We start from the raw sequence: 20,395 nt of genomic DNA, 5'->3' as shown, positions 1-20,395 counted from the left end.
CGGAAGGCCCGGGGCTTCGAGGGGGGCGGCTGGGTCATGCAAAAGCCCTCAGGCGAGGCGGTCGCCGATCAGGAAGTTCAGGGCGCGGTCGAGCCGGATCTGCGGCAGGCGGCCCGGGCGGCCCAGCGCATCGCGGGCGACGGCCGGCGGGCGGAAGCGCGGGAAGCGCAGCGAGCCCGGCGTCACCGCGCCCTCCAGCACGGCTTCCGGCCGCTCCGGCAGCTCGCCGGGAAAGATCGCGGCCTCGGTCTCGCCGTCGAAGGTCTCGCCGTCGATGCTCTCGCCGGCCTCCGGCGTGCCGGCCACCGCCCGGAACGCCTGCGGCCCGTCATGCACCACCGTCTCGCGGGTCGAGCGGACGGAGGCGAGCGCCTGGGTGCTGACATGGGCGCCCGCGGCCTCGGTGCGGCGCAAGGAGCGGGCGACGAGGAGGCGCAGCAGCGCGTCGAGCCGGTCGTGGCTCGCGTGGTGGAGGTGGTCGGCCTTGGTGGCGGCAAAGAGAATCTTGTCGGCCCGCGGCGCGAAGAGCCGCGACAGCACGGTGTTGCGCCCGACCCGCAGGCTCATCAGCACCCGGTCGAGGGCCTCTTCCAGCTCGGCGAGCGCCGCCGCCCCGGCATCGACCGCCGCCAGCACGTCGACCAGCACGATCTGGCGGTCGATGCGCTGGAAATGGTCGCGGAAGAACGGCGTCACCACCCGGCTCTTGTAGGCCTCGAAGCGGCGCTGCATCAGGCCGCCGAGGCTGTCGGGGTTGACCGGCCCGTCGAGGATCAGCGGCGCGAAGGTGAGCGCCGGCGAGCCGGCGAGGTCGCCCGGCATCAGGAAGCGGCCCGGCGGTGTCGTCGCCACCGCCTCGGGGCCGGCGCGCACCGCGGCAAGGTAGGTGGTGAAGGCCTCGCTCGCCCGCTCGGCCACGATCTCGTCGAGGGGCTGGTTGGGGTCGAGGGCCCGCAGGGAGGCGAGCCAGGGCGCCGCCATCGCGGCCCGGCCGGGGCGCTCGGCGGCGATGATCGTCTCGCGCGACCAGCCCTCGTAGGTCTGCTCGATGAGGGCGAGGTCGAGCAGCCACTCGCCCGGATAATCGACGATGTCGACCATCAGGCTTGCCGGGCCGGTGCGCCAGCCGCTCTTGCGCTCGTAGTCGATCTCGAGGCGCAGCTGGCTGATCCGGTCGGTCGAGCGCGGCCAGCGCCGGGCCTCGGTCAGCGCCGCCAGGTGGTCCTCGTAGGAGAAGCGCGGCACCGCGTCGTCGGGCTGGGGTACCAGCCGGGCCCGGCGCAGGCGCCCCTCCTGCGAGGCGCGCAAGGCCGGCAGCGGGTGCAGGCCGGTGAGCTGGTGGACGAGCGCGGTGGTGAACACCGTCTTGCCCGACCGGGCGAGGCCGGTGACGCCGAGGCGCACCGTCGGCTGGACCAGGAGGTCGTTCGAGGCCTCGGCCAGGGAGCGCGTGGCTTCCGTGACGGATTTGACGAGGGAGCCGGCACGCGCGGCGAAATCGGTCAGGGGCGGCACGCGGATACGCTCTCGCTTGGTCTGGTCCGGGAGGTGGCGCGGGCAACAGGCTTCCGCAAGGGCTCAGGGCGCCGGCGGAGGGCCGGCCTCGGCCTGCCGGCGCGCGGCCGTCCGCTCCGTATCGGCTCGCGCGATCGCCGCGGCGACGAGGGCGGGGCTCGCCCGCAGCGCCCCGAGCTCGACCGACGACATCGCCAGCAGGACGGGGGCGAGGCGCGCGGTGGCCTGCCCGTCCGCCGTGAACAGGCCGAGATCGTCGCCGGGCTTGACCCCGACGCTGCCGGCGATGCGGGCGGCATAGGCCTGGATGCGGATCTCGTCGGAGCCGCAGAGGGGCGCGGGCGGCCGCAAGGCCGGCGGCAGGGACGAGGCCGGGACGGCGGCGAGCGTCGGCAGGGCGGCGGCTTCCGCGGCCAGCCGAGCGCCGTCGAGGATCCGGCCCGGCTCGATCGCGGCGGCGCTGCGCGGCGCCTCGCCGATGCCGGTGGCGATGGTGGGAAGCGGTGCCGCCTTGACGGCGCGCAGGGGCGGGCGCGGCCGGCCCCGCATCCGGGCGAGCGCCGACCAGGGCTGGACTCGCAGGGCATCGCCGGCGACCGGGCGGACGGGGGCGCGGGCGACCCGCCGGGGCGCGCCGCCCCGGCCGTGGGTGGCGAGGAAGCGTGCCCGCAGGGTGCGGCCGAGGCCCTGCGGCGCCAGGGCGGCGAGCGCCGGCGTGGCGGGGCGCGCGGCAGCGCGCACGGGCCCGCCGCGGATCGCCACCGGCGCGGCGCATTCCGCCGGCGCCCAGCGGCGGACGATGGCGAGGGCCGAGCGACGCCCGTACTCGCCGTAATAGCGCCGCAGCAGCGACACGGCGGCATCGGCCCCCTGCCCGGCGGTGGCGAAGCCGGTATGGCCCTCCTGGTCGCCGCCGATCTCGCCGTCCCAGCGCGCCCGCTTGATGCACCAGTAATTGTTGAGCTTGACGCAGCGCGCCACGAAGGCCGGGTCGGCCGGCGCCGCCCAGGCGGTCCAGGCCAGCGAGAGCGGCAGAAGCCCGTCCCTGGTCTCGCTGCGCCAGTTCGACACCGCCCGGGCCTCGGGCCGGTACACCGGCATTTCGTGCGCCGACGCCGTGGAAGCCGCAGCCGCGGTAAGGCCGTCATGAAGGCCGAGTTGGAGGCGCGTCGCGCCGTCCCTGACCAGGGCGGCGGCGGCCTCCGCGGCGGGTCCGGCCGCGAGGCTCAGGGCGAGGAAGGTGGTGAGGATCACGGGGCCCGCGGGTCTCCGTTCGAGGCTCGGCTCTCACAAACGGCCTTGGGGGCGATCCGGTTCGCCGCAGCCCACCCTCACTCGTCCTCGCCGTGCCCCAGGGTCTTGGGCGTCACGAACCGCTCGACATTGCCCTCCCCGGCCTCGACCTCGCCCCACGACGCCACCGGCAGATCGATCACCGCGATCCCCGCCGTCGGGTACTTCTTGGTCAGGGTGCGGCGCTCGTCCCCGGGCTTCGACAGGAGCCGGGCGAGGTCCTGGAAGCCCGGATTGTGGCCGATCATCAGGGCGGTCGCGACCTCGTCCGGGAGGCTGTGCACCACGTCGAGGAGGCGCGAGACCGGCGCCTCGTAGATCTGCGGCACGGTCTCGTCCGGCACGGTCCCGAGGGCCGGCCGGACGAGATCCCAGGTCTCCTGCGTGCGGCGGGCCGGCGAGACCAGCACCCGGTCGGGGATCAGGCCCTCCGCCGCCAGGTAGGCGGCCATCTTCGGGGCGGCTTCCCGGCCGCGGGGGGCGAGCGGCCGCTCGAGGTCGGAGGCGCCGTCCAGCCAGTCGGACTTGGCGTGGCGCAGGAGGATCAGGCGGCGCATCGCTCTAGCGTCCCTCGCGGCGGCTCAGGAAAGCGAGCTTCTCGAAAAGCCCGACATCCTGCTCGTTCTTCAGCAATGCCCCGTGCAGCGGCGGGATCAGCTTGCGGGGATCGCGCTCGCGCAAGCTATCCGGGCCGATATCCTCGGCCATCAGCAGCTTCAGCCAGTCGAGGAGTTCGGAGGTCGAGGGCTTCTTCTTGAGGCCCGGGGCCTCGCGCACCTCGAAGAAGATCCGCAGGGCCTCCTCGACCAGGCGCTGCTTGATGCCCGGATAGTGCACGTCGACGATGGCTTTCAGCGTGTCGGCGTCCGGGAACTTGATGTAGTGGAAGAAGCAGCGGCGCAGGAAGGCGTCCGGCAGCTCCTTCTCGTTGTTCGAGGTGATGATGACGATCGGGCGGCGCGCCGCCCGGACCGTCTCGCCGGTCTCGTAGACGTGGAACTCCATCCGGTCGAGTTCGAGCAGGAGGTCGTTCGGGAATTCGATGTCGGCCTTGTCGATCTCGTCGATCAGGAGCACCGGTCGCTCGGGGGCCGTGAAGGCGTCCCACAGCTTGCCGCGTCGGATGTAGTTGGCGATGTCGGAGACCCGCGGGTCGCCGAGCTGCGAATCGCGCAGGCGCGAGACCGCGTCGTACTCGTAGAGGCCCTGCTGCGCCTTGGTGGTCGACTTGATGTGCCAGGTCAGCAGCGGGGCGCCCAGGCCCCGGGCGATCTCCTCCGCCAGCACGGTCTTGCCGGTGCCGGGCTCGCCCTTGACGAGGAGCGGCCGCTCCAGGGTGATGGCGGCATTGACCGCGATGGTCAGGTCGCCGGTGGCGACGTAGTTCTCGGTTCCGGAAAAGCGCATCGGGCTCGTGTCACGTCGTTCGAGGATCCGGCCCGACCCTATGCGGGGACGGCCGTGCTGGCGAGACCCGCCCTGGCGGTTCGCCCGGGTGCCGGGGCATCCGGGCGGCCCGGCTCAGAGGATGAACCGGCTCAGATCCGCGTTCTGCGCCAGGCTCTCGACCCGGTCGCGGACATAGGTCGCGTCGATCGTCACCGTCTCGCCGGAACGGTCGGGTGCGGTGAACGACACATCGTCGAGCACCCGCTCCAGCACCGTCTGGAGCCGGCGCGCGCCGATATTCTCGACCGAGGAATTCACGTCGACGGCGACCTTGGCGAGCGCATCGATGGCGTCCGCGGTGAAGTCGATCGTGACGCCCTCCGTGCCCATCAGGGCGACCGCCTGCTTGGTCAGGCTCGCCTCGGTCTCGGTCAGGATGCGGCGGAAATCGTCGACGGTGAGCGGGCTCAGCTCGACCCGGATCGGCAGCCGCCCCTGCAGCTCCGGCAGCAGGTCGGAGGGCTTCGAGACGTGGAAGGCGCCGCTGGCAATGAACAGGATGTGGTCGGTCTTCACCGGCCCGTGCTTGGTCGCCACCGTGGTGCCCTCGATCAAGGGCAAGAGATCGCGCTGCACGCCCTCGCGCGAGACGTCGGCGCCCGAGCGTCCTTCCCGGGCGCAGATCTTGTCGATCTCGTCGAGGAAGACGATGCCGTTGTCCTGCACGTCGCGAAGCGCCTCCTGAACCACGCTGTCCTGGTCGAGGAGCTTGTCGGATTCCTCGCTGATCAGGGGCCCGTGGGCGTCGCGCACGGTCATGCGCCGCGGCTTGCCCTTCTGGTTGCCGAGCGCCTTGCCGAGCATGTCGCCGAGGTTGATCGCCCCCATGGCCGCACCCGGCATGCCCGGGATCTCGAACATCGGCATCCCCTGCGGGGCGCCGCCCGCCAGTTCGAGCTCGACCTCCTTGTCGTCGAGCTCGCCGGCCCGCAGGCGCTTGCGGAAGGCGTCGCGGGTGGCCTGGCTGGCGGTCGGTCCGACCAGGGCATCGAGCACCCGGTTCTCGGCCGCCGCCTCCGCCTGGGCCTGGACGCCGCGGCGCTTCTCCTCGCGCTTCAGGCCGATCCCGACCTCGACGAGGTCGCGCACGATCTGCTCGACGTCGCGGCCGACATAGCCGACTTCCGTGAACTTCGTCGCCTCGACCTTCAGGAACGGCGCCCCCGCGAGCCGCGCCAGGCGGCGCGAGATCTCGGTCTTGCCGCAGCCGGTCGGGCCGATCATCAGGATGTTCTTGGGCGCCACCTCCTCGCGGAGCGGGCCCTGGAGCTGCTGGCGGCGCCAGCGGTTGCGCAGCGCGATCGCGACCGCGCGCTTCGCGTCGCCCTGGCCGACGATGTAGCGGTCGAGCTCGGAGACGATTTCGCGGGGGGAGAAGGTGGTCATGAGGCTCTTCGAGCGGGCCTGCGGCCCTGTGCGAGTGGGGTGAGATCCGGGCGGTCCCGCCGTCAGGCGGCGTCCAGGCTCTCGATCACCAGGCTGCCATTCGTATAGACGCAGATCTCGGCGGCGATCCGCATGGCGCGGCGCACGATCGCCTCGGCGTCGAGGTCCTGCTCCTCCAGCGCCCGGGCGGCGGCGAGCGCGTAGTTGCCGCCCGAGCCGATCGCCATCACGCCGCCCTCGGGCTCCAGCACGTCGCCGGCGCCCGACAGGAGCAGGCTCACATCCTTGTCGGCCACCAACATCATCGCCTCGAGGCGGCGCAGGTAGCGGTCGGTGCGCCAGTCCTTGGTGAGTTCCACGCAGGCGCGTGTGAGCTGGCCCGGATACTGCTCGAGCTTCGCTTCCAGCCGCTCGAACAGCGTGAAGGCATCGGCGGTGGCGCCGGCAAACCCCCCGATCACCGACCCCTTGGCGAGGCGGCGCACCTTGCGGGCATTGCCCTTGACGATGGTCTGGCCGAGGCTGACCTGCCCGTCGCCCCCGATCACCACCCGGCCGCCCTTGCGCACCATCAGGATCGTCGTCGCATGCATGCGGGGGGCGCCCCCCGCGTCGTCGTTGGCCAAGGATGTCTCTCCGGGCAGGCTGTCTTCGTCGTGCTGCGGCGTAGGTGGGGGTTCGCGGGGCGTTCGTCCAGCCGGGGGTCGGGTGCGGAGCGGAGATCCTGGTGTCCGACGCCTACCTGACGCAGGGTGATGTGATACGATAGCGCGAAACGACACTCGATCGCTCCCGCCGGACATCCGATGCCTCACGGCGACCCGAAGCACCGCGCGAAATGATTCAACGAGGGAGCCAAGCGGCTCGCTTCCCTGTTCAATTCACTGGCCATCGCCGTCTTCGGCGCGACCTTCGTGATTCCGATCGCGCAGGGCCGATACGATGTTTTCGCGCATGGCGGAGGACTTCTCCTCGTCGCGGCCGTATGCTTCCACCTCGCCGGTCAGGCTGCGCTTCGATTTCTCAGGGCAGAGGACTGACAAACGATGACCACCGCTTACGCATGGCAGATCCTCGGCGTGAGCGCCGCGCTGATCGCCGGCGGTCTGCTCGCTCTCAAGGTCGCGTCGGATCGTTACGACCGCAAGACGCGGGAGATCGAGCAGCGGCAGGCCGCCGGCGAATAAGGTCGGAGCGAGGACCGATGCCGAGGAGCCTCGCGATGCTGATCGTGTTCGCCGGCCTGCCCGGGACCGGGAAGACGAGGATCTCCCGGGCTGTCGCGCAAGCCCTCGCGGCGACCCATCTGCGCATCGACGTCATCGAGCAGGCGATCCGGGATGCGGGCGTCCTGGCCGGCCCCGTCGGTGCGTCCGGCTACGCGGTGGCGCAGGCGCTCGCGGGCGCGAACCTGAGCGACGGGCGGGTCGTCGTGGCCGATTGCGTCAACCCGGTCACGGCCAGCCGCGAGGGATGGCGGGCGGTAGCCGCCCGGGCCGCGGCGCGGTTGATCGAGGTCGAGGTCGTGTGCTCGGACCCGCAAGAGCATCGCCGCCGCGTCGAGGGGCGGGTCTGCGACATTCCCGGCCTCGTTCCGCCCTCGTGGGAGGCGATCCAGCGCCTCGACTACGCGCCTTGGGACCGGCCGCGTCTGGTCATCGACAGCGCGGCCTTGTCACCTTCGGAGGCCGTCTCCGCCGTGCTGGGGATCGAGACGTGGAATCGGCAGGGTTGATCGTTGGACCGGCGCATATCCAGGCACTTCGATTGATCAGCGAGGCGTCGATCATCGTTCAAACATCGATCGATCGATCGAGCTTGCGCCGGCCGTGGAGCACGCGGACGATTTCGATAGCCTCCGCCTCGACACGATAGAGAATCAGATACTGTCCGATCACAAGATGCCGGAGGCCGGGAGCGATCTCCTCGCGCGATACACCCGAATAAGGATGCATCCTGAGTTGATGCTGTCGTTGCTCGATCGCGTCGAGCAATCGGTCGGCAGCGCTCGGATCGTCTCCCGCGACGGTCGACCAGATGTCGATCAGATCCTCGGCGGCTCGGCGGGTGCGCCGAATCGTCTTCACCGATCGACCTTCGCGGCCGCCGCCTCCCAGCGCCGTCGTGCCTCGGCCTTGATCTCCGCCATGCTGTCCCACGGACTCGGTCCGCTCTCCAGACCTTCGCGGACCAGTTCGCGCAACTCCTCGGTCGAGTAGCCTTGCGTGTCATCGCTGAAGTCTCGATGCTGCTTCCACAAGCGCACCGCATCCCCGATCGCCTCGCTCGTCGAGGTGTACTCGCCCGCCTCGACGGCCTGATGCACGGACTCGGCGATCTCGGACGGAAGATCGACGGTGATGGTCTCGACAGCAGCCACCGGAAACCTCGCCGGAAGAGACGGCGCGTCCGTCACGGAACCCGCACGATACGCCACATCACGATCATCATACGCGCATTGTCGGGCCCCAAGCGAGGGGGCGGAACGACGCCGGCTCTACACCACCACCGTGATCGCCTCCGCCGCCCGGGTCAGCGCCGTGTAGAGCCAGCGCGCCCGGTGCTCGCGGAAGGCGTAGGATTCGTCGAACAGCACCACACGATCCCATTGCGAGCCCTGCGCCTTGTGGACGGTGAGCGCGTAGCCGTAGGTGAATTCCTCGGTCTCGCGCCGCAGGATCGCCGGTACCTCCTCGTCGCTGCCGGCGATGACCGAGCGCAGGACCCGGATGTCCTGGGGCTTGCGGCGCACGGCCGGATCGTCCTCCGGCACCACGTCGAGGCGCACGAGGTCGGGGCGCGGGGCGGCGCGCAGGGCCTGCACGGTCCAGGTCGAGCCGTTGAGCAGGCCCTTGGTCCGGTCGTTGCGCAGGCAGACCAGCTTCTCGCCCACCGCCGGCATCGGGTCGGCGTGGCCGATCAGTTCGCGGATGCGGCCGTTATAGAGCCGCCGGGTGCGGTTCATCCCGACCAGGACCTGGTCGGCGGCGAGCACCGTCTCGGGGTCGATGTCGCGGCGCGGGATCACGCGGCTCTCGCCGTAGCGGCCGAATTCGAGGCGCCCGCCCTCCCGCACCGTCATGGCGAGGCGCACGATCGGGTTGTCGGCGGCCTGGCGGTGGACTTCCGTCAGCATCACGTCGGGCTCGGCCTCGGTGAAGAAGCCGCCGCCCTTCACCGGCGGCAATTGCGCCGGATCGCCCAGCACCAGGACCGGCGTGTCGAAGGACAGGAGGTCGTTGCCGAGGTCGCCGTCGACCATCGAGCATTCGTCGATCACGACGAGGGCCGCCTTGCTGACCGGCCCGGTGCGGTTGAGGGTGAAGGCCGGCCCGCCCTCGGTATCCTCGCGGGTGCGGTAGATCAGGCTGTGGATGGTCGAGGCGTCGGGGCAGCCCCGCGCGCGCATGACGGACGCCGCCTTGCCGGTATAGGCGCAGAACAGCACCCCGCCGTCGACGTCCTCGGCGAGGCGCTTGGCGAGCGTGGTCTTGCCGGTGCCGGCGAATCCGAACAGGCGGAAGACCTGCGGGCTGCCGCGCTTCAGCCAGTCCGATACCGCCTTGAGCGCCGCTTCCTGCTGCGAGCCGAGACCCGTCACGGCGCTTTCCCCACGGTGCGGCGGGCCTGGAAGGCGGGGGCCGGCGGTGCCTCCTTGCGGCGCAGGATCGCCCGGAACTCGTCGCGGCGCTCGTGGATCGAGGCGATGACGAGGCCCATCGGCACTCCGACATCGACCAGCACGGCTTCCGAGAGCTGGAGCGAGGCCTCGATCGTCTCCGGCACGGCATCGTCGACGCCCATCTCGTAGAGGGCGGTGGCGTGGCGGGCGTCCCGGGCGCGGGCCACGATGGTCAGGTCCGGCCGCTCGGCGCGGGCGGCCGCCACCACCGCCTCGACGGCGCGGGGCTGATCGAGGGTGACGACCAGCGCCCGGGCGGTGTCGATGCCGCAGCGGCGCAGGAGATCGGGATTGGCCGAATCGCCGAAATAGACCGGGTTGCCGAGGCGGCGCTGGTCGGCGACGCGGGCGGCGTCCATGTCGAGGGCGATGTAGGGCACCTTGTGGCGGGCCAGCATCTCGGCGACGAGCCGGCCGACCCGGCCGTAGCCCGCCACGATCACCCGTCCGGGCTGGCGCTCCGCCGGGGGCGGCTCGGCCCGGGCGCGGCCGAGCGACGTCCGGTCGATCCGCCGGCCGAGGCGGCGGGCGAGCGCGGCGAGCCCCGGGATCATCACCATCGTGGCGGTGGTGACGACGAGCGCCGCCTGGCCGAGATCCTCGGGCACCAGCCCGGCGGCGAGCGCGCTGCCGACGAGCACGAAGGCGAACTCGCCCCCGGGCCCGAGCAGCAGGGCGGATTCGAGCGCCACCGCCCGGGGCAGGCGCAACGCCGTGCCGACGCCCAAGATCACCCCGCCCTTGAGGACGAGGAGCCCGAGGGCGAGGCCGAGGATGGTGAGCGGCGTCTTCATCAGGACCGCCGGGTCGATGCCCATGCCGACCGAGACGAAGAACACCCCCAGCAGCAGGCCCTTGAACGGATCGATCGTCGCCTCGATCGCCCGGCGGTACTCGGTCTCGGCGAGCAGCAGCCCGGCCACGAAGGCGCCGAGCGTCATCGACAGGCCGCTCGCCGCGGCGACGAGGGCGGTGGCCGCGATGACGAGGAGGCAGGCCGCCATGAACAGTTCGGGGCTGCGGGTGCGGGCGACGAGCTGGAACAGCGGCCGCAGGCCGAGCCGCCCCACGCCGACGAGGAGCGCCAGCGCCACCGCGGCCTGGCCGAGCGCGATGGCGAGGCCCGTGACCGCGTCGCCGTCCTTGCGGCCGAGCACCGCGATGGCGAACAGGACCGGCGCGACGGCGAGGTCCTGGAACAGCAGCACCGCGAAGCTCGCCCGGCCGGCCGGCGTGTTGAGGCGCTTCTGCTCAGCGAGCACCGGCAGCACGATGGCGGTGGAGGAGAGCGCGAGCGCCAGCCCGACCAGGATCGCGGCGGTGGGCGGCACCTCGAGCGCCATCAGCACCGCCCCGACGAGGAGGCCCGACACCACCACCTGCAGCGAGCCGAGGCCGAAGACCAGGCGGCGCAGGATGCGCAGCCGCTCCCAGGACAGCTCGACCCCGATCATGAACATCAGGAACACCACGCCGAGCTCGGCGAGATGCGCGATCTCGGTGCGGTTCGAGATCGTCACCGCACCCAGCCACGGCACCGTCTCGGTGAGCCGCCCGAGGCCGGACGGCCCGAGAAGCGCGCCCGCCCCGATGAAGCCGAGGACCGGGCTGACGCGCAGGCGGTGAAACAGCGGCACCACGATCCCGGCGGTGACCAGGAACAGGATGACTTCCTTGTAGGAGCCGGACGCGGCGTGCTCGGTCATCGGGAGCGGCGGGGCCTTCTCGGTTCGCGGGAGGGGGCCCCGCCGACGAGGCGCGGCCGGGGCGGCGCCATCATGCGGAGGGCCCCCGCCGGGGCAAGCCAAAACGGGCCGCGCCCGGCGCTTTTCAATCCAGGGTGGCGAGAGCGGCCTGCAAGTCGGCCGCCAGGTCCTCCGGATGCTCGATGCCGATGGAGACCCGGATCGTCGCGTCGGTGATGCCGAGCCGGTCGCGCACCGCCTTCGGCACGCCCGAATGGGTGGTGGAGGCCGGGTGGCTCGCGAGCGATTCGGTGCCCCCTAAGCTCACCGCGAGCTTGAACAGCTGGAGCGCGTTGAGCACCCGGAACGCCTCCGCTTCGCCGCCCGCGACGTCGAACGAGAAGGTCGAGCCGGGCGCCGCGCATTGCGCCGCGTAGACCCGGGCCGCGCCGGAGCCGGGCTCGAGATGGCCGAGATGGTGGAGCTTCGTCACCTTCGGGTGGGCGCGCAGGCGCTCCGCGACGATCTCGCCGTTGCGGTTGGCCTTCTCCATCCGCAGGGTCAGGGTCTCGAGCGACCGCCCGAGCATCCAGCACGAATGCGGATCGAGCTGGGTGCCGATCGCCGAGCGCAGCAGCCGCACCGGCTTCATCCGGGCCGACGACCCCAGCGCCGCCCCGGCGATGAGGTCCGAATGGCCGCCGACGTATTTCGTCAGCGAGTAGACCGAGATGTCGGCGCCGTGCCGCAGCGGATGCTGGAAGAGCGGGCCGAGCAGGGTGTTGTCGCAGACGACCACGGGCGCCTGGTCCCCCTGGCCGGCGCCGATCCGGTCGGCCGCCGCGCGGACGAGCGAGAGGTCGACCAGCGTGTTCATGGGGTTCGACGGGGTCTCGACCATCACGACGCTGACGCGCCCGCCGCCCTTCCGCGCCAGGGCCGTCGCGGCGTCGGCGGCGGCCGCGATGCTCGCCTCGTCGGTGCCGTCCTGGAAGCCGACGGCGCCGATACCGAGGCCGGCGAGCGTCCTGGCGATCAGCGTCTCGGTGCCGCCGTAGAGCGGCTGGGAATGCAGCACCACGTCGCCGGGCCGGGCATGGGCCAGGATCACGGTGGCGATGGCCGACATGCCCGACGAGAACAGGAGCGCGGCCTCAGCCTCCTCGAACACCGCCAGGCGGTCCTCGACGATCTCGCTGTTGGGGTGGTTGAAGCGGGAATAGACGAGGCCCGCCGCCTCGCCGGCCGGCGGCTCGCGCCGCCCCGACACGTAGTCGAAGAAGTCCTTGCCGTGCTCGGCGGAGGTGAACACGAAGGTCGAGGTGAGAAAGACCGGCGGCTTCACCGCCCCCTCCGACAGGGCCGGATCGTAGCCGTAGCCGAGCATCAGGGTCTCGGGCGCCAGCCGGCGGTTGCCCAAACGGTCCTTGTGGTAGCGGTCGTCCGACATGCGGGGCCTCGCTCCGGTCTCTGGCGACGCCGGCTCGAGCGGCGTCGGATTCGGCGCCTGACGGCGCCACACGCGATGAATCTAACGCGGTCCGTCGCGTTTTGCGGTGCGTAAAGCACGAACGGGACGCTGCGCCGCGGCATCCCGCGCTCGCCCAGGGCGCAATTTCGGCGCAAAACCCGCTTAGCGGGAAGGATTGAGATTCCGTGTACGCACCCGCCCCCGAGGGGGCGAGGCGAGGAGTTGTGATGGGCCGACAGCCTCCCGATCGGGTGATCGTGCGCGAGCGGCGCGCCTGGGCCGACGAGACCGACGCCTGGAAGCAGGACCGGGCGGTCCGCAAGGGATACCGCATCCGCTGGGGCTACGTCGGCATCGCCTACGTGGTCGAGGCGCTGGTGATCTGCACCTCGCTCGCCGGCGCGTGGTTCTTCGCCGAGACCTATGCCGACCGCAACGACCAGAGCTTCTGGTTCATGCTGATGGCGCCGATCGTCTACGCGGCGATCGAGCTGTGCCGGGTGCCGCTCGGCATCCTGATCCGGGTGCAGCGCGACTGGCTGATCAAGTCGCTCGCGATCGTCGGCATCGTGATGGCGGCGGGCGTGACCACCAAGTCGGTGTCGCAGCTCGGCGAGATGATGTTCCACCCCCGCCTCGCCGAGGCCTCGAAGGCCCGGACCCTGTTGAAGGAGGCCGAGGCCGACCGCGGCACGATCGACAACCGCATCGCCCAGGCCGATGCCCGGGTGGCGCAGTACACGGCGGAGGCCGCTTCGCTCGAGAGGCGCACCACCGAGGCCTCGTCCCAGCTCGCCGGCCTGCCGGGCCAGCGCTGCGAGCGGCTCTCGGGCACCAACAGCCGCGGCAAGCGCTACAGCTACATGCGCTGCGTCACCGATCCGCGCACCGCCACCATCGCGGGCAGCCTGAAATCCGCCGGCGACGAGCGCGCCGTGGTGGCCAAGAATCTGGCGGAGGCCCGCGCCGCCCGGGCGCAGCTCGACCGCGCCGCCGCCGACCGGCGGGTGACGGAGGCCGAGGGCGCCTACCGCGACGCGGTGCGCCGCTCGCAGCTCCACTCCTTCACCGCCATGGTGTACGGCGCCGACCCGATCGACGTCACCGACCAGCAGGTCCACGCCTTCCTGCGCATCTTCGTCTTTGCGCCGGCGCTCTGCGCCGCCTTCGCCTCGACCCTGCTCGCGCTCTGCGCCGTGCAGGTGCGCAAGACCTACCGCGACGAGGACGACCTCGACACGGTGATGCAGGCCGAGGGCATGCCGCTTCTCCTCAACCAGATGGCCGAGAGCGCGACCCAGATCCAGGACGCGCAGCGGGCGATGCGCGAGGCCGCGGTGGCCTCCGGCGCCGCCATTCCCCTCGACCAGCGCCGCTCGCCCACCGTGCCGCCGACCGGCACGCCCCCCGCGGCGCCTTCGCGCGACGACGACCGCATCGAGAGACCGAGACCGTGAGCTACCTCGCACCGGGCACGCCGGAGAACGTCGCGCTCGCCCAGCACGTCAACGGCCGCCTGCGGGCGGAGGCGCGGATCTCCAACGCCCGCGCCTTTCTCTTTCGCGCGATCGGGCTCGGGGCCTTCCTGGGACTGGCGGGCGCCGGGCTGGGCGCCGCCTTCTACGGCTACGCGACGATGAACGAGGTCGGGAGCGCGTCGGACACGCTCGCCAAGGCGCTCAGTCAGGCCCTCGAGACCACGACGCTGAAGACGAGCGGCGAGGTCCGGCTCGCCGACAACACCCTCAAGATCGAGGGCGGCCTGCCGGCCTCCAAGGGCCTGCCCGACGTGTCGTCGCTCACCGGCAACCAGGGCAAGTCGGAGGCGCCCGCCAGTGCCGCGGTGCGCACCAGCTTCACGGTGTTCAAGACCGTCCCGTTCCTCGACGGCACGATCGTGACCGGCTGGAACTTCAAGGGCGACGAGCAGAAGCCCGAGCAGCAATACTGCTACCTCACGCGGCCGCAGACCTTCGGCGACGGCACCACCTCCCAGCAGATCACCGTGGCGATGGACGGCAAGGTGCTGCCGCAGCCGGCCAAGTCCGAGATCAACTTCGCGACGATCGCCCGCAGCTGCATCTGGTTCGACCCCTCGAAGCTCTGAGGCGGCCGTCCCGGCCGGAATCCCCTCATCCGCCCCAGACCTGCCCGGGGCGGAGCGCCAGGAACCGCTCCGCCGGGACGTCCGCCGCCGCGAGCGCCCGGCCCAGCGCCTCGGCGGGCTCCCCCGGGCCCTCGTTGGTCAGGCGGAACGTGCCCCAATGGTGGCCGAGCGCCTGCTCGGCCCCGACCTCCCGAAACACCCGCACCGCCTCCTCGGGGTTCATGTGCTGGGGCTGCATGAACCAGCGCGGCTCGTAGGCGCCAATCGGCAGGGTGGCGAGGCGCGGCGCGCCGAAGCGCTCCCGCACCGGCCGGAAGATCGCCCCGTCGCCGTAGCCGGTATCGCCGACATGGTAGACCACGCCCCGCGGCGTGGTGAGCACGAAGGCGCACCAGAGCGCCATGCGCCGGTCGTTCACGCCCCGGGCCGACCAGTGATAGGCGGGCACCAGGTGCACGACGATCCCGCCGCCGAGATCGACCGATCCGCCCCAGTCCCGGGTCTCGACCGGGATCGTCGCGTCGTAGCTGCGGATGATCGCGTCGTTGCCGAGGGGCGCCACGAAGGTCGGGGCATGCTCGGCCCAGAGCCGGGCCAGGATCGGCCCGTCGAGATGGTCGTAGTGGTTGTGGGTGATCAGCACCGCGTCGATCGGCGGGAGCGCCGAGAAGGCGATGCCCGGCGGATTGGCGCGTTTCGGCCCGGTGAAGCCCACCGGGCTCGCGCGCCGGGCATAGACCGGATCGACCAGGATGTTGCGGCCAGCGACCTGGATCAGCAGGCTGGCATGACCGATATGGACGACCCGCAGGCCCTCGACCCGCTCGGGCGGCGCATCCTGCGGGTACGGGCTCGGGACCTGGGCCGGCCAGGCCTCCCGCCCGCCGCCGAGCTGCCAGCGCGCGACCTCGCCGACGCCCTTGTCCTGCGGCTGCCCCGGCGAGAAGAACCTCACCCCGTCGAAATGGTCGCTCACGGGCCCCTTGTAATAGGGGTTGCGGCTGCGCCGGTGCGCGGCGTAGCCGACGCCGCCGAGCGTCATCACCGTCATGGCGCTGGCGAACTTGAGGAAGCCACGGTTCTTCATGCCTGCGGAGATGACCGATCGCAGGCCAGGGTCAAGATGCGCGCCCGCGGACCCTTCGCCGCGCCCGGACCGCATTGCACAACGCCGCCGAATGGTTACATTCGACCCATCGGTAACAACAGGAAGGAGGTGATCCAGTGTCTCATTGTCATCAGCCGCGGTCGTCTGCGCGCCGGACCTGGATCGTCGCCTCCGGCTTCACGGCCTGAGCGCACGACGAACTATCCGGGATCGGTGATGATCCTGCGGAATTGCTGATGCAATTCTGATCGATCGGTCGGACCGCGGTTCGGCAATGGAAGGGCTGCCCCGGCAACGGGGCGGCCCTTCGCATGTTCGGGGTATCGATCGGCTCGGCAACGGGAGCCGACCGGCAATCCGCCGGGGATGGGGGCTGCGCAATCACGCGACAGCGTACAGCGGAGTCGCCTCGCAGGACGGTTGTGGCTCCGCTGGACGATGGCGGATCGATGGGATTCTTACGCCGTCCGCTCCAGCAGCATCGCCTCGGCTTCCTTGAGCTGCCGACGCAGAGCGGCGTTCTCGGCTTCGAGTTCGTGAATGCGGGCGAGCAGGGCCGCCACAGATGGCTCCGCGGCGGTCGGCGCAGAGGCGCGGACGAGTTCCTCCGCGAAGGTGACGCCGATGCTGTCGTCCTTGCGCCAGCGCAGGGTCGCCTTGTGAGTCCGTTCCTTGGCGGGGATGAAGAGATCGAAGCCGTCCGGCAGGGTGGCGGTCTGGCTCAGCATCAGCCGCGCGCCGGAACCCGACAGGTCCCGGATCAGGCAATCCATGCTGGAATTGCCGTTGTTGAAGATGATGCGCCCCTTCAGGAACGTCCGCAGGCGAGTCTCCCTGCGCAGCTCGGACATGTCGGACATGGCGGCCAGCCCCGTTCGGCCTCGCGGGTTTCGGTTCGCGGGCATCATGCGCCGCGGACCTTTAAGGAATGTTCGCCGCGATCCCCGAGTCCCCGTCCCTGACGGCGCGCCCGATCTCAGCCGTGCCCGCCGCCCATGCTCTGGAACAGGTAGAAGCCGTTGAAGCGCACCGCGGTCGCGGCAGCCGCACCGTCGAAGCCGACAGGCCGGGGCGTGCTGCCGTCGAGCTTGCCGCCGAACGCCCATCGGGCCTCGGTCACGAAAGCCGGCACGGCGTAGTCCTCCGGCACCGCGCAGACCAGGCCGTCGAGGCTCTTCAGGCAGAACAGGTTGTAGCTTCGCATCGGATCGCCTCCGCTCGCAGGTGCTGCCCTCGCAGGTGCTACCATGGCGTCCATCCGGTAAGGCCCGATTGGGCCGAGACTATGTCAAGCCATCCGGTAGGGCGATACCGCGATCTCGGCTGTTTCGCCAAGTGCGTTCCGGCACAGATCGATGCAATCACGAAAACGTGCGGGTTCGGAACCGCGAGACGACGCGGGAAACATCGTGAAAACAACCGGCAGCCGAGCTTGGGCGGGTCATCATCGTTCCGTCAACTCGGACAAATTCCAGTTTTGCAGAATCTGTCCGGTGGTCGCAATCTCGAGTTGTTGTCCGAAGCGCTGCCGGTAGAGGGTCATCATCGCGTCGTGGGTGTCGTCCGACGAGGAGCAGACCGCATCGGTGGCGAGCACGATGCGGTAGCCGCGGTCGACCGCCCCGAGCACGGTCGCCAGCACGCAGACGTCGGTCTCACCGCCGGTGATCACCAAGGTCTCGGCCCGGCGCGCCCGCAACGCGCTCTCCAGCCCCGGCTCCATCCAGGGTGAGTACACGGTCTTGTCGACGACCTCGCCGGGGGGCACGAGGGCGGCAAGGTCGGGGACCAGATCCACCATCGCCTCGCCGAGGCGCTCCACCGTCATCTCGGCCCAGCGTTCCCAGTAGCGCTTCCAGCAGCCCCGCCCCTCGCCCGGGTGGCGGGCGGGGACGAAGCGGGTGAACAACGTCCGCTCCGGGACCACCGCCGCGAGGTGGCGCACCCGCGGCAGCACCCGCGCCATCCAGGGCGTGTGCCAGGCGGTCTTCTCGGCGAAGAGGTTCTGCATGTCGACGCAGACATGCACGGCCCGCCCGTCGAGCGGGCCGTTCGGCAGGGCATCGGTGTCGGCGGGGATGGCGGCCATCGGGGTCGGGCTCCCGTGCGGGGGCTCTTCTCGGCCCCGGGGCCCGACCAACGCAGATACCCCTGTGGGGTTTCTGGTCTATTCCTGCGGGACGTTGCGCTCCAGCTCGTCGAGCCAGATCCGGGCGTTGCCGTCGGAGGGCGCGCGCCAGTCGCCCCGGGGCGAGAGGGCGCCGCCGGCCGCCACCTTGGGCCCGTTCGGCAGGGCCGAGCGCTTGAACTGGCTGAAGCCGAAGAAGCGGCGCAGGAACACCGCGAGCCAGGCCCGGATCTCCGGCAGGGCGTAGGCCCCCCGCTTCGCCTCCGGGAATCCCGGCGGCCAGGGCCCGCGGCCGGCATCCTCCCAGGCCATCAGCGCCAGGAAGGCGATCTTCGAGGGGCGATAGCCGTAGCGCAGCGTGTAGAACAGGGTGAAGTCCTGCAGCGCGTAGGGGCCGATCTTCGATTCGGTGCTCTGGATCGTCTCGCCTTCCCGGGCCGGCACCAGCTCGGGCGAGATCTCGGTGGCGAGGATGGCGTCCAGGGTGGCGCCGACCTCCGCCTCGAACTGGCCGGAGGCGATCACCCACCGGATCAGGTGCTGGATCAGGGTCTTGGGTACCCCGGCATTCACCGCGTAGTGGGACATCTGGTCCCCGACGCCGTAGGTGCACCAGCCGAGCGCCAGCTCCGACAGGTCGCCGGTGCCGATCACGATGGCGTCGTGCTGGTTGGCGAGCCGGAAGAGGTAGTCGGTGCGCAGGCCCGCCTGCACGTTCTCGAAGGTGACGTCGTAGACCTCCTCGCCGCGACCGAACGGGTGGCCCATGTCGGCGAGCATCTGCCGGGCGGCCGGGCGGATGTCGAGCTCGGCCGCGCGGGTGCCGAGCGCCGCCATCAGCCGGTGGGCGTTGCCCTTGGTCTCGTCCGAGGTGGCGAAGCCCGGCATCGTGTAGGTGAGGATGTCGGTGCGCGGCAGGCCGAGCTCGTCGAAGGCCCGGGCCGCCACGATCAGCGCGTGGGTCGAATCGAGACCGCCCGAGATGCCGATCACGACCCTTCGGGTGCCGATCGCCCGCAGGCGCTGGACGAGGCCGGCGACCTGGATCGTGTAGCCCTCGTAGCAATCCTGGGCGAGGCGGGCGGGATCGGCCGGCACGAAGGGGAAGCGCTCGACCCTGCGGCGCAGGCCCAGATCCGCCTCCGGCGGGGCCACCCGGAACGGCACCCGGCGGAAGGCGGGAGCGGATCCCAGGACCTGGCGGGCGTTGTCGTCGAAGCTGCCCATCTGGGCCCGCTCCTGGACCAGCCGGTCGAGGTCGAGGTCGGCGCTCGTCACCTGCGGCTCGGCCGGGAAGCGGGGGCCCTCGGCGATCGCCTCGCCGTCCTCGTAGATCGCGGTCTGCCCGTCCCAGGACAGGTCGGTGGTCGATTCACCCGGGCCCGCCGCGGCGTAGATGTAGGCGGACAGGCAGCGCGACGAGGTCGAGCGGCAGAGCAGCGCCCGGTTGTCGGCCCGCCCGATGGTGATCGGGCTGCCCGAGAGGTTGGCCAGCACCGTGGCCCCGGCGAGGGCTGCCAGCGCCGAGGGCGGCACCGGGATCCACATGTCCTCGCAGACCTCGACCCCGAGGACGAGGCCCGGCAGGTCCTCGGCGGGAAACAGCAGGTCGGTGCCGAACGGCGCCTCCAGGGCGCCGAGGCGGATCGTCTCGCCGGTCACCCCGGCGCCGGAGGCGAAGTGGCGCTTCTCGTAGAACTCGCGGTAGTTCGGCAGGTAGCTCTTCGGCACCACCCCGAGCAGCCGGCCGCGATGGATCACCGCGGCGGTGTTGTAGACCCGGTTGCGGTGGCGCAGGGGTGCCCCGACGACGAGGACCGGCATCAGGTCCCGGCTCGCCTCGACCAGGGCGGCGAGGGCACCCTCGACCCGCGCGAGCAGGGTCTCCTGCAGCAGCAGGTCCTCGAGCGCATAGCCCGACAGGCCGAGCTCGGGAAACACCGCCACCGCCGTGCCGTCCGCGTCGCAGCGTTGCGCCAGCCGCAGGATCTCGGCCGCGTTGGCGTCCGGGTCGGCGATGTGGGTGCGGCCGACGCAGGCCGCGACCCGGGCGAAACCGTGCCGGTAGAGGGATCGGAACATCGTGCGGGCAGCCCCTTCTCGCCGGAAATGCCCCCGTTCCTTAACGCGCCGGCCCGCGACCCGGTACCCGGGGGCCCGTGCCTAATCCGCCGTTAACGATGCCGTGGCTAACTGGGCCCATGCGATGCGGCCGCGGGCCGCCCACACTCAAATCGGCATCATGAGACAATCGGGACGGCCACCCTTCTCCGACTCCTCGCCGCGTGCGCCCCAGCGGGTGCGCGACCATCTGCGCCCGCCCGAGCACCGGGGACGCCCCCTCGGCGTCCTGGCGCAGACCGTGATGAGCCTGCGGGCGATCCTCGCCCGTCGTTTCGCGCCGCCGGCCCCGCCGGCCCAACGCGACTACGCCCTGAGCCGGCGTGCCACCCCGAGCTGGATGGCCGACGCGCTCGTGCGGCCGACGCCGTCCGAGCCCGGCCCGGTCCCGGCCGCCCCGCCCGAGCCGTGGAGCCAGAGCCCGTACGCTCCACCCGCGCCGGGCGGGAC

Annotated in this window: 20 protein-coding genes and 1 pseudogene; 5 read left to right on the top strand and 16 right to left on the bottom strand. The window is 71.4% G+C overall.

Annotation, left to right across the window (positions count from 1 at the left end):
* Positions 1 to 48: 48 nt before the first annotated feature.
* The 6 genes from QR78_RS29385 to hslV form a co-directional block, all read right to left on the bottom strand.
* Positions 49 to 1,515 carry a YcjX family GTP-binding protein gene (locus tag QR78_RS29385; protein WP_048431162.1) on the bottom strand — a complete coding sequence of 489 codons (1,467 nt, stop codon included), beginning with the start codon at positions 1,513 to 1,515 and terminating at the stop codon, positions 49 to 51.
* A gap of 63 nt (positions 1,516 to 1,578) precedes the next feature.
* Entirely contained in the window at positions 1,579 to 2,769 is a 1,191-nt protein-coding gene (locus QR78_RS29380) for a hypothetical protein (RefSeq protein WP_053221157.1), read from the bottom strand.
* A gap of 77 nt (positions 2,770 to 2,846) precedes the next feature.
* Positions 2,847 to 3,365, bottom strand: coding sequence for a SixA phosphatase family protein (locus QR78_RS29375; protein ID WP_048431161.1), 519 nt, complete (start codon positions 3,363 to 3,365; stop codon positions 2,847 to 2,849).
* A gap of 4 nt (positions 3,366 to 3,369) precedes the next feature.
* Positions 3,370 to 4,215 carry an AAA family ATPase gene (locus tag QR78_RS29370; RefSeq protein WP_048431160.1) on the bottom strand — a complete coding sequence of 282 codons (846 nt, stop codon included), beginning with the start codon at positions 4,213 to 4,215 and terminating at the stop codon, positions 3,370 to 3,372.
* Between the two features lie 114 nt (positions 4,216 to 4,329).
* Positions 4,330 to 5,643, bottom strand: a complete 1,314-nt coding sequence (hslU, locus tag QR78_RS29365) for an ATP-dependent protease ATPase subunit HslU (protein ID WP_048431159.1) — start codon at positions 5,641 to 5,643, stop codon at positions 4,330 to 4,332.
* 62 nt (positions 5,644 to 5,705) lie between these two features.
* Positions 5,706 to 6,236, bottom strand: coding sequence for an ATP-dependent protease subunit HslV (gene hslV / locus QR78_RS29360; protein ID WP_048431164.1), 531 nt, complete (start codon positions 6,234 to 6,236; stop codon positions 5,706 to 5,708).
* 453 nt (positions 6,237 to 6,689) lie between these two features.
* Between hslV and QR78_RS35210 the strand changes: the two genes are divergently transcribed.
* The gene (locus tag QR78_RS35210; protein ID WP_158004093.1) at positions 6,690 to 6,830 is read left to right on the top strand and encodes a hypothetical protein; all 141 of its coding nucleotides are present in this window, start codon (positions 6,690 to 6,692) and stop codon (positions 6,828 to 6,830) included.
* A 35-nt stretch (positions 6,831 to 6,865) separates the two neighbouring features.
* The gene (locus QR78_RS29355) at positions 6,866 to 7,378 is read left to right on the top strand and encodes a P-loop nucleotide/nucleoside kinase family protein (protein ID WP_048431158.1); all 513 of its coding nucleotides are present in this window, start codon (positions 6,866 to 6,868) and stop codon (positions 7,376 to 7,378) included.
* A gap of 58 nt (positions 7,379 to 7,436) precedes the next feature.
* Here QR78_RS29355 and QR78_RS29350 read toward each other — a convergent pair whose 3' ends face one another.
* The 5 genes from QR78_RS29350 to QR78_RS29330 form a co-directional block, all read right to left on the bottom strand.
* A complete protein-coding gene (locus QR78_RS29350; protein WP_048431157.1) occupies positions 7,437 to 7,730 on the bottom strand; it encodes a type II toxin-antitoxin system RelE/ParE family toxin in 294 nt (97 codons plus the stop codon).
* Entirely contained in the window at positions 7,727 to 8,023 is a 297-nt protein-coding gene (locus QR78_RS29345; protein ID WP_048431156.1) for a ribbon-helix-helix domain-containing protein, read from the bottom strand. Before QR78_RS29345 ends, QR78_RS29350 begins: the two co-directional genes overlap by 4 nt.
* A 117-nt stretch (positions 8,024 to 8,140) precedes the next feature.
* On the bottom strand, positions 8,141 to 9,244 hold the full coding sequence (locus QR78_RS29340; RefSeq protein ID WP_048431155.1) for an ATP-dependent DNA helicase: 1,104 nt from the start codon (positions 9,242 to 9,244) through the stop codon (positions 8,141 to 8,143).
* A complete protein-coding gene (locus QR78_RS29335) occupies positions 9,241 to 11,031 on the bottom strand; it encodes a cation:proton antiporter domain-containing protein (protein WP_048431154.1) in 1,791 nt (596 codons plus the stop codon). Before QR78_RS29335 ends, QR78_RS29340 begins: the two co-directional genes overlap by 4 nt.
* A 124-nt stretch (positions 11,032 to 11,155) precedes the next feature.
* Positions 11,156 to 12,460: a cystathionine gamma-synthase family protein gene (locus tag QR78_RS29330; protein ID WP_048431153.1), complete on the bottom strand. Its 1,305-nt coding sequence runs from the start codon at positions 12,458 to 12,460 to the stop codon at positions 11,156 to 11,158.
* Between the two features lie 248 nt (positions 12,461 to 12,708).
* On the opposite strand from QR78_RS29330, the gene QR78_RS29325 reads away from it, so the two are divergent.
* Both QR78_RS29325 and QR78_RS29320 read left to right on the top strand, forming a co-directional pair.
* Positions 12,709 to 13,938: an ATPase gene (locus tag QR78_RS29325; RefSeq protein ID WP_425284154.1), complete on the top strand. Its 1,230-nt coding sequence runs from the start codon at positions 12,709 to 12,711 to the stop codon at positions 13,936 to 13,938.
* Entirely contained in the window at positions 13,935 to 14,588 is a 654-nt protein-coding gene (locus QR78_RS29320) for a hypothetical protein (protein ID WP_048431151.1), read from the top strand. The genes QR78_RS29325 and QR78_RS29320 overlap by 4 nt, the downstream gene beginning before the upstream one ends.
* A gap of 25 nt (positions 14,589 to 14,613) precedes the next feature.
* Here QR78_RS29320 and QR78_RS29315 read toward each other — a convergent pair whose 3' ends face one another.
* The 5 genes from QR78_RS29315 to QR78_RS29295 form a co-directional block, all read right to left on the bottom strand.
* Positions 14,614 to 15,675, bottom strand: a complete 1,062-nt coding sequence (locus tag QR78_RS29315) for an MBL fold metallo-hydrolase (protein WP_048431150.1) — start codon at positions 15,673 to 15,675, stop codon at positions 14,614 to 14,616.
* A gap of 479 nt (positions 15,676 to 16,154) precedes the next feature.
* Entirely contained in the window at positions 16,155 to 16,547 is a 393-nt protein-coding gene (locus QR78_RS29310) for a PilZ domain-containing protein (RefSeq protein ID WP_048431163.1), read from the bottom strand.
* Between the two features lie 125 nt (positions 16,548 to 16,672).
* Positions 16,673 to 16,900 (bottom strand): hypothetical protein, encoded by a 228-nt coding sequence (locus tag QR78_RS29305; protein ID WP_048431149.1) that lies wholly within the window; start codon positions 16,898 to 16,900, stop codon positions 16,673 to 16,675.
* A 240-nt stretch (positions 16,901 to 17,140) separates the two neighbouring features.
* Complete coding sequence (locus QR78_RS29300) at positions 17,141 to 17,785, bottom strand: cysteine hydrolase family protein (RefSeq protein WP_048431148.1); 645 nt, start codon at positions 17,783 to 17,785, stop codon at positions 17,141 to 17,143.
* Positions 17,786 to 17,863: 78 nt separating this feature from the next.
* Complete coding sequence (locus QR78_RS29295) at positions 17,864 to 19,906, bottom strand: NAD(+) synthase (RefSeq protein WP_048431147.1); 2,043 nt, start codon at positions 19,904 to 19,906, stop codon at positions 17,864 to 17,866.
* 160 nt (positions 19,907 to 20,066) lie between these two features.
* On the opposite strand from QR78_RS29295, the pseudogene QR78_RS34550 reads away from it, so the two are divergent.
* A pseudogene (locus QR78_RS34550) lies at positions 20,067 to 20,395 on the top strand (hypothetical protein); the annotation flags it as partial.

Source organism: Methylobacterium indicum (assembly GCF_001043895.1).
GTDB lineage: Bacteria > Pseudomonadota > Alphaproteobacteria > Rhizobiales > Beijerinckiaceae > Methylobacterium > Methylobacterium indicum.
The sequence above is the reverse complement of the archived record's forward strand: the minus strand, read 5'-3'. Positions and strand labels throughout refer to the sequence as shown.

What these genes read in the sequence shown, in the direction of transcription:
- QR78_RS29375 (WP_048431161.1), bottom strand. Translation starts at nt 3,365, where the DNA reads ATGCGCCGCCTGATCCTCCTGCGCCACGCCAAGTCCGACTGGCTGGAC.
- QR78_RS29370 (WP_048431160.1), bottom strand. Translation starts at nt 4,215, where the DNA reads ATGCGCTTTTCCGGAACCGAGAACTACGTCGCCACCGGCGACCTGACC.
- hslU (WP_048431159.1), bottom strand. Translation starts at nt 5,643, where the DNA reads ATGACCACCTTCTCCCCCCGCGAAATCGTCTCCGAGCTCGACCGCTAC.
- hslV (WP_048431164.1), bottom strand. Translation starts at nt 6,236, where the DNA reads ATGCATGCGACGACGATCCTGATGGTGCGCAAGGGCGGCCGGGTGGTG.
- QR78_RS35210 (WP_158004093.1), top strand. Translation starts at nt 6,690, where the DNA reads ATGACCACCGCTTACGCATGGCAGATCCTCGGCGTGAGCGCCGCGCTG.
- QR78_RS29355 (WP_048431158.1), top strand. Translation starts at nt 6,866, where the DNA reads ATGCTGATCGTGTTCGCCGGCCTGCCCGGGACCGGGAAGACGAGGATC.
- QR78_RS29335 (WP_048431154.1), bottom strand. Translation starts at nt 11,031, where the DNA reads ATGACCGAGCACGCCGCGTCCGGCTCCTACAAGGAAGTCATCCTGTTC.
- QR78_RS29330 (WP_048431153.1), bottom strand. Translation starts at nt 12,460, where the DNA reads ATGTCGGACGACCGCTACCACAAGGACCGTTTGGGCAACCGCCGGCTG.
- QR78_RS29325 (WP_425284154.1), top strand. Translation starts at nt 12,709, where the DNA reads ATGGGCCGACAGCCTCCCGATCGGGTGATCGTGCGCGAGCGGCGCGCC.
- QR78_RS29315 (WP_048431150.1), bottom strand. Translation starts at nt 15,675, where the DNA reads ATGAAGAACCGTGGCTTCCTCAAGTTCGCCAGCGCCATGACGGTGATG.
- QR78_RS29310 (WP_048431163.1), bottom strand. Translation starts at nt 16,547, where the DNA reads ATGTCCGAGCTGCGCAGGGAGACTCGCCTGCGGACGTTCCTGAAGGGG.
- QR78_RS29305 (WP_048431149.1), bottom strand. Translation starts at nt 16,900, where the DNA reads ATGCGAAGCTACAACCTGTTCTGCCTGAAGAGCCTCGACGGCCTGGTC.
- QR78_RS29300 (WP_048431148.1), bottom strand. Translation starts at nt 17,785, where the DNA reads ATGGCCGCCATCCCCGCCGACACCGATGCCCTGCCGAACGGCCCGCTC.
- QR78_RS29295 (WP_048431147.1), bottom strand. Translation starts at nt 19,906, where the DNA reads ATGTTCCGATCCCTCTACCGGCACGGTTTCGCCCGGGTCGCGGCCTGC.